Source organism: Phaeovulum molybdatiresistens, from assembly GCF_023544865.1.
GTDB lineage: Bacteria > Pseudomonadota > Alphaproteobacteria > Rhodobacterales > Rhodobacteraceae > Pontitalea.
In genome coordinates this window covers 19309-35043 of record NZ_JAMJFX010000026.1, presented here as the reverse complement: position 1 = coordinate 35043, position 15735 = coordinate 19309, and the positions used below count along the sequence as shown (strand labels likewise).

Below are 15735 nucleotides of genomic sequence, written 5' to 3'. Positions count from 1 at the left end.
GTAGCGCTCAGTGCAGTAAGCAAGCCGTCGAGATTTGGACCTGATCCGCTGATCACCATCCCGGCCCGCGGCTTCTGAAAATGCCGCATCTCGAGGCCTTACAGAAGACCGCATTCGATCATGCGCCAAAAGGTTCAAAAACTTCTTGCACTACGGGCGGCAACCAGAGAAGCGCTATCTTTCGACCCCGCTGTTCGATGGGGTCGAGGCCGAGATGAGCGCGGCCGAAACGGCCCTGATGCGAGCCACGCCCGGGTGCCAGATGCTCTGACGGCCACGGTCGCCCCTATTCGGCTGCGGCGACACTGCGAAGATCGGCCGCGATCCGCTCCAGCACGTAGGTGGCCTCTTCCGGATCGAAATCCGTCTTGTAGCGTTTTCGAATGCCGTGGTCGGACAACAGATGATAGTCTGACGGCTCAACTCCGTGACGCGCCAGACACTGGCGCACACAGGCAAGGGCGCAGCCATCAATGCCGATGATGCGGCGCCCCGACTTTGCTACCCGGACCAGCTTCGGCACATTGCCCCCCACGCCCGCGATGCAGGACATTTCGGCCAGCCCGCGCCGATCCAGCGCTATGGCCAGGTGGTTTGCCATTTGCGCGGCGCTGGAGCAGCCCGAACAGGAATAGACGAGGGGAAGATCGGAACGGGCTGACATGCGCGGGCCTTCTCCTGGCGAACTGGTGGTTCACTCAATCCGAGATGCCGATCACTCGCCGTCGCGGATTACCGTGAACGTTACGGACAACAGCCTGCGTCGCGCGCGCGGCCGATGCATTGATATTAATCAAGATGAACGGCGATCGTCGCGTTGACAGGGATCAGCCTGGGACACGAACCACACCGGACGGCAGGCTTACGCGCCCGATAGCCTTGCGTCATACCAGCCCAAGGTCCCGCGCGGCGATGGCCGCAGCGGTGCGATTCGTGACATCAAGCTTTGCGAATATCGTTTTCAGATGAACTTTGACCGCGTGGTCGGGGATGCCCAATTCCACGCTGATCTTGCGGTTGGTCTTGCCTTCACAAATCCGGCGCAGCACCTCAATCTCGATCCGGTCATGGATCGATCCAGGGTCATCATTCTGCTCTGGCTCATGGATCAAGTCGTGGGGGATGAACCTCTCGCCCAGCATCAGAAAGCGGATCACATTCAGGAAGGTCGATCCGGACAGAGTCTTGGGGACGTAGCCCGCTGCGCGCAGGACCAGAGCCTGGGACACGATCGGCCGGGGAATATTCGCTGACAGAAGCGCGACCGGGCGGCCCCGGCTGGACGTGAGCATCCGGCGCAGGCCATTCATGCCCACCAGCTTGTATTCCCGCAGGATCAGGTCAAACGGGCCGGAGGTTCTGGCGGCATCCAGGGCCTCCTGAAGCGTGGTAGCCTGTGCAACGCGCCCGCCCGCACGCCGCTCGATGAAATCTGCAATCACTTCGCGCACCAGCACTTCGGCATCTGCGATCAGGATGTGCATCAATCGGTGCCCCCATGGCACTCGGTTCGGCTGGGCGCGCGTTTGGTCAGGGTAGACAATCGGAAACGGGATCTGCCGGACATGGTGCGGGGGCTGCTTTCGGGCGAAGGTCAGGCGGCACGGGCGATGGCCGTTGCCAGAAGGGTCTGGCGCGCCAGGACTGCGATCAGATCGGACCGGGTCACGATGCCAACCAGTCGGTCTGCCTCAATCACCGGTGCGGCCTGGACCCCGCCATCGGCAAGCAGCTGGACCAACACGCCGACACCGTCCCCCGGGGCAACAATGGGCAGGTCTTGGCGCATGATGTCACGTGCCCGCAGCCCGCCACTGCGCGCCGCACCCAGAACCCGACCCAAGGAGTCCGCGAAGCTTGCGCCAAGGGCCGCGCGCCGCGCGCGCTGGATAAGGTCGTTTTGCGTGATGATCCCGGCCAGCCGCCCGTCGGCGGTGACAACAGGCAAGGTCTTGAAATCGTGCCGCTGGAACAGATCCGCCACAAGCCGAAGCCGAGCATCCGGCGTAACCGTCACCAGATCGCGCGACATCACCGCCGCGCAGGTCAGATCGTCAAAGTGGCGCCGGGCCGCCTCTGCCTCTGCCGCAGCCAGAACCCGCCCGAAATCCTCGGCGCCAATGTTCGCGCTCATGTTGAAGCGGGCAAGCACGTCGGAGAGCTCCCCCGGCGTCAATCCCAGCCGGCGCTCCGGGGCGGGATCCGCCGTCTGATGTGGCCCGGCCTCGGCGGGTTGGCGAAAGGGATAGTGCCGACCTGTCACGCGGTTGTAGACCACCGCCATCAGCACCAGCGCGACCGTGTCCAGCAGGACTGGCGCGAAAACGAAGTCATAGCCCGGCACGCCATCCATCGACGCGCCCAGAATCGTCGCCAACGCGACCGCAGCCCCCGGCGGATGCAGCGCGCGCAAGAGCGCCATTGCCGCCATCGCCCCCCCAACCGCAAGCCCCGCCGCCAACACGGGGGGAACACCGATCTGCAGAACGGTCACCGCAACAACCGCCGAGACGGTGTTGCCAATGATGGCCGACCACGGCTGTGCAAGTGGTGAATTCGGGACCGCGAACAGCAGGAAAGCCGTCGCGCCAAGCGGGGCGATCAACAAAAATCCGCCGCCTGTTCCGACAGCGTCTTGCGCTGCGATCAGAAGAAGGCCGCACAGGATCAGGGCAAGACCGGCACCGATCGCCGCGCGCAGTGCCTCGGCCGGGCGTGGCGACGCCATCGCCGGCCCTACCCCGCGCAGGATGCGTCGGCCGAGCAACGGGTGCCTGGGCTGCGGGGCCTGACGGGCGGATGGTAGACCCTCCGGGGCCTTCGGAACGGGTCTCACCCAGTTCTGTTTCTCTGTCATGACCACCAAGCAATCCCAGTTTCAGGCCAGTCGCGCAGCCGAACCGCAAATGCGTCAGCCTGCCGCGGTAAAACCTGCAGGGTATTGATGCCGCCTGCGCCACGGGCCCACTGGGCTCTTTGGTTGATAATTATCAATAATGCAAGGCAACGCCACCGCCAGAAGGCCTGTAGGGATAGGACATTTGTCAACCAGAGAACGCGTTGCACGAATTCTTGCCCAAAACCATGCGCAGATCAGAACGCTTGCCCTCCAATCATCAGGCCACACGGGCAGCGGGTCTTTTTTCCGGTGCCAAGTCGGGGACCACCGCGTTGAAGGCAATGCGCGCGCGTCCGTTGCACGGGGCATTTACGCCGTCCGAGCTACGCTTTTGCCCGCACTGCAGCCGCGGCAAACATCGATGAAGTTAGGTATCGGCGCGAGGCAGTGACCCGGGTGGTGTGGAGGCTGCGCGCACAGCCTTGGGTGACGCTCCGGCGGTCATCGCCGATCTTTGGACAAGGCTCGGTTTGCGAGACCTTGGACCTGAACCGGAGAAGACGATGACCGAAGAGAGACTGGCACGGATCGTGCGTGTTGAGAAGCAGGCTGACGGCGATCTTGTCCGCGGGAGGCTGGTCTTCGCGGCTGAGCGGATCACGGGAGCTGAGGTGGAGGCGCGGACCGGCGCGGCCTGAGGCGTGCAAACGCCGATGCGGGAGATCCCGCGCAACGGAGATCGAGACCGCGATTGGGATACCCGAGCGGGGCGGATCGCGCTGGACATCTCGAAGTTCCGGGAGGACAGCTATTTTCCCAGCCTCCGGGAACCCCGCCGAACGGACGAGAAGGCACCCTCGTCGCCGTGATCCAGGTGGCCAATGTCCCCGGGCGTCTCGACGCGATCGGGGCATGCTGCTGCACAATCCGACGCAGAAGCGTCAGAACTTGGGACTGTTTCATCGCACAACGTCCTGCGAACCAATTTGCAGACCCATCATCACCTGGTCCAGAAGGAGACAGACAGATTCCAACGCCGAGTGACCGATGATTTCATTTCTGGTGATAACCTTCGCGGGCCTTGCCGCGGGCGCACTGAATGCCGTGGCAGGCGGTGGCACGTTCATCTCGTTTCCGGCCCTGGTCTGGCTCGGGGTTCCTCCCGTCATGGCCAATGCTACGGCGACCCTCTCGGCCTTGCCCGGCTACGCAAGCAGCACCTGGGCATTTCGACACGACATGAACTCGGAAGGCACCCTCGGACTGGGAACGATGTCCGTTCTCGCTGCGCTGGGTGGGCTTGTCGGCGCGGGACTGCTGATGATCACACCTGGCAAGGTCTTTGCGGGCGTCGTGCCCTGGCTCTTGCTGGTCGCCACCGTGCTCTTCGCGATCGGCCCGCGCCTGATCCCGGCCCTTGGACGCAGCGGACAGCTTGGCGCGGCCTCATCCGCCGTTATCCTTATCCTCGTGTCCGTCTATGGCGGCTATTTCAACGGTGGCCTCGGCATCCTACTGCTGGCCGTGTTCGGGCTGATGGGGTTCGTGGACCTGCATGGCATGAACGGCATGAAGACCGCACTCTCCACAATTCTTGCCGCTGTATCTGCGCTCGCCTACGCGACCGCAGGGCTGATAGCCTGGGACGCCGCCCTTCTGCTCGCCATCTCTACGGCCGTCGGCGGGTATTTGGGCGGCCGGTATTCACGACGCATCCGAAATACCACGATGCTGCGTCACCTGATTGTCGCTGTTGGCATCGCCATGACCCTCGCCTTCTTCGTCCTCTGACCCTGGCGACGGACCAGAGGCATGTTGCGGATGATACCGTTCCGTGAAACGCGCATCCTCGATCGATCAGCAACACATTTTTCCCCAATCCCTTCGGATCCATGAGCCTCAGCGCGGCGGTTTTTAAGCGCCGAGGTGAGTTTCAGACTATTGGTCAATCTCACGCCACCGCCACCCTGAAATTTTCGCTCCCTCAACTGTGATACCTCCTGCAGGAACCTCCCACCCGACTGAACGTTGCACAGACTGTCGTCAGCTTGGCGGCGTGACTGCATTACGGAACGCAAACCATGCGCAACAATTCTGTCCCCCCGCACACTAGCGGCGAGAACCCGATCATCCCGACCGTCGAGGATCTTCTCGACTGGCTCGCCGTCACCCACATACCCGACGAAAACTTTCCGGATGCGATTGACCGGCTGATGCGCATCTATCGCGGCGTCCATGCGCGCGACACGCTTGACCGGATCAAGCATCGCTTCGTAAGGGCCTGGGCGCGGCTGGATCGGTAAATCTTGGGCCGCCAGGGCCACCCCCCGCTGATCGCTCCACAAGCGAACAATTTCACGGTGAAGTGAAGCCCAACCATCCGCATGCCGGACACAGGAATGGACATTGTGCGGAACCGCGCCTAACGTTTCAGCATGTTGGCCCGTCTCGTCACCTTGCTTGCCATGCTCGCGATCGTCGTTGTGACGACGGTGACTGCCGCACATGCGCTGCGCATGACCGCCGGGGCCGGGCATGCGATGCATGGCGGCGAGATGGCCCATGGTTTGTCCGCAATGCCATGTGATCACGATGCACCCTGCGGCGCGGTCGATGACACGATGTGCGAATTGGTCTGCGTGGGCCTGACGGCCGTGCTGATTTCACCGGGCACGACCGCCGGACGCGGACTTGCGGGGACCATTCATGACTTTCCCCCGGACACAAGCCACGTCGGTCGCGCCCCTGGGTTGACCGAACGACCTCCGCAATTCCGTCTCCTCTGATCGCGCCGGGGCCAGGGCCCACGGCGCCCTATCGGCCTTGATGGACGGGACGGCATGTCCCGAGGAGACGACAATGAACACCCTTTCCCGACGCGGTTTTCTGGCCGCAAGCGCGGCGGCGGTTGCCGCAGCGCATCTGCCGCGCGCCGCACTGGCGCAATCTACGCCGCCGATTTCCCTGTCTGCCGCAACCCGCACGCTCGATATCGACGGTCGCGCGGCCACGGTCTTCGGTCTTGCCGGTCCCCGTGGCCAGGGGCTGATCCTTGACCCCGGGCAAAGGTTCCGGGTCGACCTGACCAACGATCTGGACGTCGGCACAATCATCCACTGGCACGGGCAGATCCCGCCCAACGCGCAGGACGGCGTGCCAGACATGCCCATGCCGCTGCTTGCGCCGGGCGAGACGCGATCCTACGATTTCAAGGCCCGCCCGGGCACGCATTGGATGCACAGCCATGTGCCGATCCAGGAAATGCGGCTGCTTGCCGCGCCGCTGATCGTCCGGTCAGACGAGGATCTGGCCGCCGATCGGCAAGAAGTCGTGATGTTCCTGCATGACTTTTCTTTCAAGTCACCCGAGGAGGTTCTGGCCGAGATCAGCGGCGGCCATGGCGGCGCAGGCCACGGTGCGCACGCGGGCCACGGCGCAGGGCCCGCCGTCCCCCCCATGCAGGGCATGGACCATGGCGCGATGGGCGGCATGCCCATGGGCAACATGCCGGGAATGGGCGGGATGATGGGCATGGGCGCAATGGCCATGGATCTGAACGACCATGACTGGGACGCCTACCTCGCCAACGACAGGACACTGTCGGACCCCGAGGTGGTGCAGGTCGAGCGCGGGGGGCGCGTTCGGCTGCGGGTGATCAACGCCGCCGCGGCGACGGTATTCTGGATAGACACCGGGGCGGCCCCGGCCAGGCTTGTGGCCGTAGATGGGCACGCCGTCCAGCCGGTCGCAGGCAGCCGGTTCGGCCTGGCGATGGGCCAGCGCCTCGATCTTGAAATCGACCTGCCGACCGAGGGGGGCGCCTGGCCGATCCTTGCCCTGCGCGAAGGCGCGCCAGAACGCACAGGCCTGATCCTGGCCACACAAGGGGCCGAGGTTCGACGCATCGACACCATGGCCCCGGTCGCGGCGCCCGCCTTCGACACCGATCTTGCGCAGGAATCGAGGCTGATCGCGCGCGACGCCCTGCCCGACCGGCCGGTGGACCGCAGCCAGATGCTGATGCTGGGCGGCACGATGCAGCCCTACGTCTGGACGATTAACGGTGCGGTCTGGGGCCAGCATCAACCCGTGACCGCGCGCAGCGGCGAGCGGGTTGTGCTGTCGTTTCACAACATGTCGATGATGGGGCACCCGATGCATCTGCACGGTCATGTGTTCCAGGTCGTCGGCCTGAACGGACGCCGCATTGCCGGCGCGCTGCGCGACACGGTCTACGTGCCGCCGATGTCGATGGTCGATGTGGCGCTCGACGCCGGCGAAGCCGCGCGCTGGATGCTGCATTGCCATCACATGCCGCATCTGGCGACCGGCATGATGACCGAATTCGCAGTCACGGCTTCGGTCTGACATGGGTCGGGGCGTTCAATCGGGACGCCCCGACCCCCGCCCTGAACGGGCCGGCCTGATGTTGACGCATGGGCTGGTCGCCAAGCGCGCGCCAAGGCGAAAATCAGGAGGATGAGACGATGAACTGGAATGGAATGGGGTTCGGCATGGGCTTTGGCTGGCTGTTCGGCTTGCTGATCCTGGTGCTCGTGATTTTGGCGATCGCGGCTCTGATCAAGTATCTTCGGAAATGATGGAAAGGACATCGCAATGACCTACACGATCAATCGAATGATCCCCGACGTTGGCATCGACGACGTCGACGCACGCGCGCGAAAGGCGCTGGCGGACCATGGCTTCGGCGTTCTCACCGAAATCGACGTCAAGGCGACGATGAAGACGAAGCTCGATGTCGAGATGCCGGGATATCGCATCCTCGGCGCCTGCAATCCCAAGATGGCGTATCAGGCGATCGGGTTCGAGCCGCGGGTCGGCACGATGCTGCCCTGCAACGTCATCCTGCGCGAGGTCGAGGGAGGCGTGGAGGTCAGTGCGATAGACCCGGTGGCGTCAATGCAGGCGATCGACAACGCCGCGCTGAAGGATGTCGCAGGCCAGGTTCGCGACCTTCTGTCGAAGGCTGTCGCGGCGGTCTGAGATGCGCCTGCGCGCCGGCATCCTCGCAGGTCTGGCGATCCTCGGGATCGGCCTGATCGGTGCCTGGTTGGTGACGCCTTCGGTGTTCACCGAGGCCGGTGGTCTGCTGGACGGTGAACGCCTGGAGATGCTGGTCACGCGCGCGGGTCTCTGGGGGCCGGTCCTGATCGTCACGCTCATGACCGTCGCTGTCGTGGCCAGCCCAATTCCCAGCGCGCCGATCGCACTTGCGGCCGGCGCGGCCTATGGACACGTTTGGGGAACGGTCCAGGTCGTGATCGGTGCCGAACTTGGCGCGCTGGTCGCGTTCGGGCTGGCGCGGATCCTGGGACGCGACGTCTTGCGTCGGCTGTTGGGTGACCGCGTCGATGCCGGGCTTCTCGGGTCGCAAACTGCCTTGACGGCGACGGTGTTTGCCAGTCGGCTGATGCCCTTCATGTCCTTCGACATGATCAGCTACGCCGCCGGGCTCAGCCGCCTGCATGCGTGGCGGTTCGCGCTGGCAACGCTGGCTGGCATAATTCCAGCAAGCTTCCTGCTCGCCCATTTTGGCGGCGAAACCGTGAGCGGGGATCTGGGCCGGGCAACATGGGCAGTGCTCGGCCTGGGATGCGTGACAGGATTGCCGCTGCTCTGGGTGGCGATGCGGAAGAAGCCTGAAAAAGGCTCTTCTTGCCACCAGTCAAATGGCTTGCGCCTCCAACCGCTTCAGACCGCAAGCTGCAACGAGATATCGAAAGGTTGGCAGAACATGGAGCACAATCATCATCGCGACACCCCCGACGTTCCCGCAGGCGTTGAGACGGCAAAGGACCCTGTCTGCGGGATGACCGTTGCCGTCACGGCCGACGGCCGTCACGCGGAATTCGGCGACGAGACCTTTCATTTCTGCTCGGAGAAGTGCCGGGCGAAATTCCAGGCAGACCCCTGGTTCTATGCCTCTGGCCGCGCCGCAGGGCGGAAAACCGCAGCTGCGGCCAACGTCCAATACACCTGCCCCATGCACCCCGAGATTATTCGGGATGCGCCGGGAAGCTGCCCGATCTGCGGGATGGCGCTGGAACCGATGCTGCCTTCGGACGCGCCGAGCGAGGAGCTGACGGACTTCACGCGGCGGATGTGGATCTCGGTCGCGGCCGCGGTGCCACTTATCGTGCTGTCCATGGGCGAATTGGTGGCCTTGCCGGTACGCGATTGGATCGGACACCGGACCGCCAGCTATCTTGAGTTCGTGCTGGCAACGCCGATCATTCTTTGGGCGGCCCTGCCCTTCTTCCGGCGCGGCTGGGACTCGGTGGTGAACAAATCACCCAACATGTGGACACTGATCAGCCTGGGCGTATCGGCGGCCTGGCTCTATTCGATCGTCGCCACGTTCCTGCCCGGTGTCTTTCCCGAACAATACAGGATGGGCCACGGCGTCGGGACCTACTTCGAGGCGGCCGTCGTGATCGTCGCGCTGGTTTTCGTGGGGCAGGTTCTAGAATTGCGCGCGCGCGAACGAACGGGCGATGCAATCCGGGCACTTCTGGGTCTGGCGCCCAAGACCGCGCGGCGTATCCTTCCCGATGGCAGCGAATATGATGCGCCGCTGGAAAACATCCTGGAAGGCGATCGGCTTCGCGTGCGCCCGGGCGATGCTGTTCCCGTCGACGGGACGGTAATCGAGGGCCGATCCTCGCTGGACGAAAGCATGCTGACCGGCGAGTCGATGCCGGTGGAGAAGGGTCCAGGTGACGCAGTGACCGGCGCCACCATCAACAAGAACGGCTCTCTGGTGATCGAGGCCGGCAAGGTCGGGTCCGATACCGTGCTGGCGCAGATCGTCGCGATGGTGTCGAACGCGCGGCGGTCGCGCGCGCCGATCCAGGGGCTGGCCGACCGGGTGTCGGCTGTATTCGTGCCGACCGTTGTGTGCATCGCCATCGTCGCTTTCTTCGTCTGGCTGATCTTCGGCCCCGAGCCCGCGCTGGTCTTCGCCATCGCCTCTGCCGTATCGGTGCTGATCATTGCCTGCCCCTGCGCGCTTGGGCTTGCCACACCGATCTCCATCACCACGGCGGCAGGGCGCGGCGCGCAGGCGGGCGTGCTGATCAAGGACGCCGAGGCGCTGGAGCGCATGGCGGGCGTCGATACGCTGATCGTCGACAAGACCGGCACCCTGACCATGGGAAAACCAAAACTGTCCGATACGGTGGCATTCGGCGATTTGGCAGAAACGGACTTGCTGTCCTTGGCCGCAGCCCTGGAGCGCGGCTCTGAGCATCCATTGGCCGAAGCCATCGTAGAGGGTGCAGAGGCCCAGGGTGTGCCGCGTCAGGAGACCACGGACTTCGACGCCGTCACAGGCAAGGGCGTGCGCGGTACGGTTGACGGACGCGCCGTCGCGCTCGGCAATGCCGCGATGATGCGAGAACTGGGTCTGGACACGGGGGCGGCCGAGGCGAAGGCCGACACGCTGCGCGCCGCCGGCAAGACGGCGATGTTCGTCGCCGTGGATGGGGCACTGGCCGGAATCGTGGCGGTGGCCGACCCGATCAAGGACAGCACGGCGCAGGCGATCCGGGAACTGCACGCGCAGGGACTCCGGGTGATCATGGCAACGGGCGACAATGAACGCACCGCGCGTGCGGTGGCAGGCAAGCTTGGGATCGACGAAGTGCGGGCAGGCATCCTGCCTGAGGCAAAGAAGAACCTGATCGAGCAACTGCGCCGCGACGGCCATAAGATCGCAATGGCGGGCGATGGGGTAAACGACGCCCCGGCGCTCGCCGCCGCCGATGTCGGAATCGCGATGGGAACTGGCGCGGATGTGGCTATGGAAAGTGCGGGTATCACCCTGCTGGGTGGCGATCTGATGGGTATCGTTCGGGCGCGCAAACTTGCCCGCGCCACCCTGCGCAACATCAAGCAGAACCTGTTCTTCGCCTTCGCCTACAACGCGCTTGGCGTCCCCATCGCCGCCGGGCTGCTTTACCCCATCACCGGACTTCTGCTGTCACCGATGATCGCGGCGGCCGCCATGAGCCTGTCGTCCGTCTCGGTCATAACCAACGCCCTGCGGCTGAGGCAGGTCGATCTCTGACTCGCCTGCAAACCACCCCTACCAGAAAGGAAAACCATATGACCCATGAAACGATTAGTCGCCGAACAATCCTCGTCGGAGCGACGGCACTCTTGGCTGCATCGCCCCTGATTACGTTGGCGCAAGACGCCGGACCGGCGATCCACGTGATGAAAGACCCAAACTGCGGATGCTGCTCGGCCTGGATCGAGATCCTTGAGAATGACGGTTTCACCGTTACCAGCGAGGCGAGTGCCGGGACGCTTCTGATGCGCTACAAGCTGGACAACGGGATCCCGGAGGAGATGACCTCGTGCCATACCGCGAAGGTTGGAGACTACCTGATCGAGGGACATGTGCCACCCGCAGACATTCGCCGTCTTCTGGTTGAACGCCCCGACGCGATCGGCCTGGCTGTGCCCGGCATGCCATATGGATCGCCAGGAATGGGCCCGGAAACCGAACGTGAGGCCTATATCGTCTATCTGATCCACCACGACGGGACGACTGCTGCCTTTTCCAGCTATCAGGCAGCCTGAATATCGCGGGTAAGATCAGGCAGTTGTCCCGACAGCCGCGCGGTGGACGGCGGCGCACATATGCCGCGCGAGTCTATCACAGACGAGACGACCAGCGGGGATGCTCGTCGTCCACCACGAACGGATGCGAATGCCGCCGCCTGCCCTGAAGATGCGGGTGATCGAGTGGGAGGTTGTCATGGGTGTGTTCGATCGTTGCGGGATCGTCTGGGGGCCAGAGGCGCAAGGCTGCCAGAATGCCCGCACCGGCAAGTGCCGCCAGAATGCCAAGCGTCACGACCGCGCCGAACCGTGTCATCAGCCAGCCGGACAGTGGATAGGTGACCAGCCAGCAGGCGTGGCTCAGCGCGAACTGCGCGGCAAAGATTGCGGGCCGGTCCTCGGCATGGGCAGAGCGTCGCAAAAACCGCCCCGAAGGCGTCAGCACGGAGGAATACCCCAACCCCACGAACAGCCACGCGCCAAGCAGCACCGGCCAGACAAGACCAAACATGGCGATTTCACCAGCCAGCACCAGAAGCGTCAACACCATCAGCGCGGCACCGCCCAGCATCACGGGGCGGTCTGGCACTCTGTCCAGCAACCGCGGCAGAAGCAACGCGGCGATCATCGACCCTGCGCCAAAGGCAAACAGCGTCCAGGCCAGCGCGGATGCGTCCAGTCCCAAAACGCCGCGCACCAACACGACAGAGTTGACCAGCACCATTGCGCCGGCCGCGGCGACGGCCATGTTCAGCGCCAACAGACCCCGCAGACGCGGTGTCGCAAGGTAGATACGGATGCCGCGGGTGGTTCTGTCATAGACACCACGTGGCGCCGAGGGCTTCGGGCTGGGCAACAATACCGAAAGCACGAGCAGCGCCGAGGCGACGAAGCCCGCCACCGTGCCGAGGAACAGGGAACTGTAGCTCATCACCGCCAGAAGGAGCGCAGCGACCGTCGGGCTGACAATGTTCTCAAGATCGTAGGCCAGCCGCGAAAGTGACAGCGCGCGGGTGTAGCGCGCCTCATCGGGCAAAACATCGGGGATTGTCGCCTGAAATGTCGGCGTGAAGGCTGCCGAGGCCGATTGCAGCAAGAAGATCAGGACATAGATCTGCCAAATCTCGGTGACGAAGGGTAGGCAAAGCGCCACGCCCGAGCGGACCAGATCGAGCGCCACCAGAAACACCCGCCGGTTCACCCGCTCGGCGAAGGCACCCGCGATGGGCGCGATCCCCACATAGGCGACCATCTTGATGAAGAGGACCGCCCCCAACACCATCGCGGCTTTGTCGCCGGCCAAATCATAGGCCAGAAGCCCAAGTGCGACCGTTGCAAGACCGGTTCCCAGAAGTGCCACGACTTGCGCGGCGAACAGATGGCGATATGTGCGGTCGGCAAGAATTTCGAGCATTCGTGGCCTCAGCGGTAACGAACGAGGGTCTTGACCTTTGCACGGCCCACGGGCGCATGCACAGTATTGAGGCCATGATCAATATGGTCGCGGATCAGCGCCCGCCTGACATTCAGCAAGGCCTTTTCCTTAGCGCAGAGTTGATGTGTTATTGCAAGGCAGGGTTCCACCGCTTCGTTCATGTCAATGACCGGACGCAAGTACCTATCGGCCCGTTTTAGTCTCGCGAACAAGGCGGGGTGACTTGCCTGAACATCGGGCTTTGCCTTCGCGCGACGCTATGCTTCCCCACAGGATAAGACAAGATGGCCCCACCAGCGGGCGGCGAGGGCTCTGAAAAGGTAACCGCCCACCTCTGCCGACGCGCGAGATCAGTCAAGCGAGGCTACGATCCGCACCAGTTCGGCCAGCGACGTGACCTCCATCTTACTCATCACCGAGGCGCGATAGACCTCGATCGTCTTGATCGACAGGTCCAGATCCTGCGCCATGACCTTGTTGGCCTTGCCCGCCAGAATGCCCTCAAGCACCTCGCGTTCGCGCGGCGACAGACGCCCCAGACGCGTCTCGATCCCGCGCCGCTGCGCCGCCCGCCCCAGCCGCTCGCGCGAGAGCCTTAGCCCCGCCTCGACCATGTCGAGCAGGTGCTGCTCCTTGAAGGGCTTTTCGATGAAATCATAGGCCCCAGCCTTGAGCGCCTCGACCGCCATCTGAACGTCACCATGCCCGGTCACGATCAGGATCGGCAGGGGAAAGTTGTGCTGGCTCAAGTGGCGTTGCAACTCGAGCCCGCTCATCCCCGGCATCCGCACATCGAGGACCAACGCCCCTGGCCGCATCGCGGCCGGATCGGGCAGCGCGGCCAGGAAGGCATCAGCCGAGTCATAGGCCTCTGATGCCAACCCGACCGACGCGAACAGAAAGCGCATCGAACGGCGCATCGCCTCGTCGTCGTCGACGATCAGGACGAGCGGCTCAACGCTGGCGGGATCACGCGTTTCGGTCATGATTGCTCCTCGGGGGCGGCGGGCAGAGTAAAGCGCATCGTAAGCCCGCCATCGGGTTCGGTAGTGGCCGAAAGCCTCCCGCCATGCGCCTCGATGATGGTGCGGCAGATCGGCAGCCCGAGGCCCAGCCCCTGCGCCTTGGTGGTGTAGAAGGCGTCGAAGAGATGCGCCTCCGCCTCGGCGCTGAGGCCGGTGCCGTGATCGCGCACCGCCACCGTCACTGCCCCGTCGCCCGAGGACGTGCTGAGCACGATGCCGTGTGCGGGCGCGAGACTGTGGGCCATCGCATCGACCGCGTTTTGCATCAGATTGAGCAGCACCTGCTCGATCTCGATCCGGTCGGCAACGACCCGCGGCAGGTTCGCTTCCAGATTGAGGGTCAGCGGAATGTTCTTGCGCGCAGCCGTCGCATGGAAGAATTCGAGCGCCTCGCGCAGCACCACGTTCAGATCCAGCCGTTCGCGATGCGCCGCGCGGCGGCGCATGAAGGCGCGGATCCGGCGGATGATCGCACCCGCCCGCTCGGCTTGGCCTGCGATGCCCCGCGCGCCGTCGCGCAGAAAGGCTGTGTCGGGCTTACCCCGGTCGATGGCACGAGTCATCCCCTCGGCGTAATTCGCGATGGCAGCCAGCGGTTGGTTCAACTCATGCGCGATCGACGAGGCCATCTCACCCAGAATGCCCAGACGTGAGAACTGATCGCGCTCCTCACGGTGCATCTGCGCGCGGCGTTCAGCCTTTTCGCGCTCAGCCACCTCACGGGTAAGTTCCGCCGTGCGGCGGCGCACCAGCGTCTCGACATGGGCAACATGGATCACCCACCAGAGGCTTGCCACGGAGGCCAGCGCGAACCAGTGCCAATGCGCGCGGACATAACCCAGGACAGAGGTACGGGCGAGATAGGCATAAGGCCCGATCCTGAGGTCACGGAAAAGCGCGTGAACGGTGGTATAATCCTGCGGCGCGGTCCAGGCGCGCCCGTCCGAGGGCGGCATCTGCAAAAGTGCCGCGGTCACGGCCTTGGCCAGATCCGTCTCGGTCGAGGCCAGCCGCGCGAAGGGCCAGTCCGGGTAGAGCCGCGACGACACGCGGCAGGGAAAGCCGGGCTCCGGCCGTTCGGCTACCACGGCGAATTCATCGGGCGCGATCAGACCCTGCGCGATATGGTTTTCCAGCATGCAGGCGCGCAAAACCCCGGCGTCGGCCCGCCCCTCGCGCAGCGCCTCTATCACCCCCTCCATCGGATAGCCGGTTTCGACGATCTCGCTTAGCGCGTCGGGGTCGACCCCGGCCTCAAACATCTCGCGCCAGATCACTTGCCAGCCGCCAAAGGCACCCCGGCTCACCACCGCCAGATGGGCGCCGCGCAGGTCGTCGAAATCGGTGGGATGATCCACGCCCCCCCGCACGATCACGGTCGAGCCCACGGTATCGGTCGGCACCGCATGATCGCGGCTTTCGATCGTTGCTAGCCGAGTCACGCCGCTACGGGCCTCCAGCACGACGTAATCGCCCGGGTTGGTGATGACGAAATCGACGGAGTGCTCTTCGACCGCCGAAGCGACCCCGGCGAGATCGAGAGGCACCATGGTGAAGCTATGCTCGGGCAAGGCCGCGTTAAGCGCGGCGATGGTCGGCGCGAAATCCTGCGACGCGCGTTCCGAACCCTGAAAGGCCAGAACCGCGACCCGCACCTCGCGCGCCGAGGCGGCACTGACCGTCAACCCGAGGGCGAGCACAAGACCGAGACGAGGGAGGAGAGACGAAATCATGACGCGACACTGACGCAAGCGGCGCGGAGGCACAATCGTCGCCGCGCGCGCGGACCATACGCGCAAGCGAACAGCCGGCCCTGGAACGATGGGCCGGCCGTTCTGGAGGCAGGT

General features: G+C 64.3%; 15 protein-coding genes and 2 pseudogenes. 10 read left to right on the top strand and 7 right to left on the bottom strand.

Features of this window, described 5'->3' with window-relative positions; all coding sequences use genetic code 11:
* Nucleotides 1-286 precede the first annotated feature (286 nt).
* The 3 genes from MXB90_RS14810 to MXB90_RS14800 form a co-directional block, all read right to left on the bottom strand.
* Complete coding sequence (locus MXB90_RS14810) at nt 287-664, bottom strand: putative zinc-binding protein (protein ID WP_250046161.1); 378 nt, start codon at nt 662-664, stop codon at nt 287-289.
* Nucleotides 665-884: 220 nt separating this feature from the next.
* Nucleotides 885-1484 (bottom strand): response regulator transcription factor, encoded by a 600-nt coding sequence (locus MXB90_RS14805; RefSeq protein WP_250046160.1) that lies wholly within the window; start codon nt 1482-1484, stop codon nt 885-887.
* 110 nt (nt 1485-1594) lie between these two features.
* Nucleotides 1595-2728, bottom strand: a complete 1134-nt coding sequence (locus tag MXB90_RS14800) for an HPP family protein (protein WP_250046159.1) — start codon at nt 2726-2728, stop codon at nt 1595-1597.
* Nucleotides 2729-3402: 674 nt separating this feature from the next.
* Between MXB90_RS14800 and MXB90_RS14795 the strand changes: the two are divergent.
* The 10 genes and pseudogenes from MXB90_RS14795 to MXB90_RS14750 all read left to right on the top strand — a co-directional run.
* A pseudogene (locus tag MXB90_RS14795) lies at nt 3403-3731 on the top strand (transposase); the annotation flags it as partial.
* A 155-nt stretch (nt 3732-3886) separates the two neighbouring features.
* Nucleotides 3887-4630, top strand: coding sequence for a sulfite exporter TauE/SafE family protein (locus MXB90_RS14790; protein WP_250046158.1), 744 nt, complete (start codon nt 3887-3889; stop codon nt 4628-4630).
* A 290-nt stretch (nt 4631-4920) separates the two neighbouring features.
* A complete protein-coding gene (locus tag MXB90_RS14785; protein ID WP_250046157.1) occupies nt 4921-5142 on the top strand; it encodes a hypothetical protein in 222 nt (73 codons plus the stop codon).
* A 132-nt stretch (nt 5143-5274) separates the two neighbouring features.
* Complete coding sequence (locus MXB90_RS14780) at nt 5275-5625, top strand: hypothetical protein (protein WP_250046156.1); 351 nt, start codon at nt 5275-5277, stop codon at nt 5623-5625.
* 73 nt (nt 5626-5698) lie between these two features.
* Complete coding sequence (locus MXB90_RS14775) at nt 5699-7207, top strand: multicopper oxidase family protein (protein WP_250046155.1); 1509 nt, start codon at nt 5699-5701, stop codon at nt 7205-7207.
* 68 nt (nt 7208-7275) lie between these two features.
* A complete protein-coding gene (locus tag MXB90_RS14770; RefSeq protein WP_250046154.1) occupies nt 7276-7440 on the top strand; it encodes a hypothetical protein in 165 nt (54 codons plus the stop codon).
* A 16-nt stretch (nt 7441-7456) separates the two neighbouring features.
* Nucleotides 7457-7843, top strand: a complete 387-nt coding sequence (locus MXB90_RS14765) for a DUF302 domain-containing protein (protein ID WP_250046153.1) — start codon at nt 7457-7459, stop codon at nt 7841-7843.
* Nucleotides 7791-8384 (top strand): annotated as a pseudogene (locus tag MXB90_RS17820) (TVP38/TMEM64 family protein); the annotation flags it as partial. The gene MXB90_RS14765 and the pseudogene MXB90_RS17820, both read left to right, overlap by 53 nt.
* Nucleotides 8385-8594: 210 nt before the next feature.
* Complete coding sequence (locus MXB90_RS14755) at nt 8595-10928, top strand: heavy metal translocating P-type ATPase (protein ID WP_250046162.1); 2334 nt, start codon at nt 8595-8597, stop codon at nt 10926-10928.
* A gap of 38 nt (nt 10929-10966) precedes the next feature.
* Nucleotides 10967-11446 (top strand): DUF411 domain-containing protein, encoded by a 480-nt coding sequence (locus tag MXB90_RS14750; RefSeq protein ID WP_250046152.1) that lies wholly within the window; start codon nt 10967-10969, stop codon nt 11444-11446.
* Between the two features lie 76 nt (nt 11447-11522).
* Here MXB90_RS14750 and MXB90_RS14745 read toward each other — a convergent pair whose 3' ends face one another.
* The 4 genes from MXB90_RS14745 to MXB90_RS14730 form a co-directional block, all read right to left on the bottom strand.
* On the bottom strand, nt 11523-12842 hold the full coding sequence (locus tag MXB90_RS14745) for an MFS transporter (protein ID WP_250046151.1): 1320 nt from the start codon (nt 12840-12842) through the stop codon (nt 11523-11525).
* A gap of 8 nt (nt 12843-12850) precedes the next feature.
* Complete coding sequence (locus MXB90_RS14740; RefSeq protein WP_250046150.1) at nt 12851-13075, bottom strand: metal-sensing transcriptional repressor; 225 nt, start codon at nt 13073-13075, stop codon at nt 12851-12853.
* Nucleotides 13076-13213: 138 nt separating this feature from the next.
* Nucleotides 13214-13849: a response regulator transcription factor gene (locus MXB90_RS14735; RefSeq protein ID WP_250046149.1), complete on the bottom strand. Its 636-nt coding sequence runs from the start codon at nt 13847-13849 to the stop codon at nt 13214-13216.
* Entirely contained in the window at nt 13846-15573 is a 1728-nt protein-coding gene (locus MXB90_RS14730; RefSeq protein ID WP_250046148.1) for a sensor histidine kinase, read from the bottom strand. Before MXB90_RS14730 ends, MXB90_RS14735 begins: the two co-directional genes overlap by 4 nt.
* Nucleotides 15574-15735 lie beyond the last annotated feature (162 nt).